Here is a 222-nt window from a genome sequence, read left to right on the forward strand (position 1 = left end):
AAGAGCTGTTCACTGTACGCGTCAGCGGCAACGATATTCGGTGCCCCACCGTCACCCGTCGCGAGAACGGTGGTGAACGCATCCCAGTTGTTGCGGACAAGCTCCATCACTTCGGGGAACTGCTGGATGACCTCATTTTCGGTCACTTCGGGTGCATCGAGCTGTTCTTTGGTGGGTGGGAACTGGAACAGTGGTGCCGACAGGACGAAATCGTAGAACCGC

1 pseudogene is annotated in these 222 nt (G+C 57.2%); it reads right to left on the reverse strand.

The window, feature by feature from the left end:
- Positions 1 to 222 (reverse strand): annotated as a pseudogene (locus AUR66_RS14335) (ABC transporter substrate-binding protein); the annotation flags it as partial.

Source organism: Haloferax profundi (genome assembly GCF_001469865.1).
GTDB classification, from domain to species: Archaea; Halobacteriota; Halobacteria; order Halobacteriales; family Haloferacaceae; genus Haloferax; species Haloferax profundi.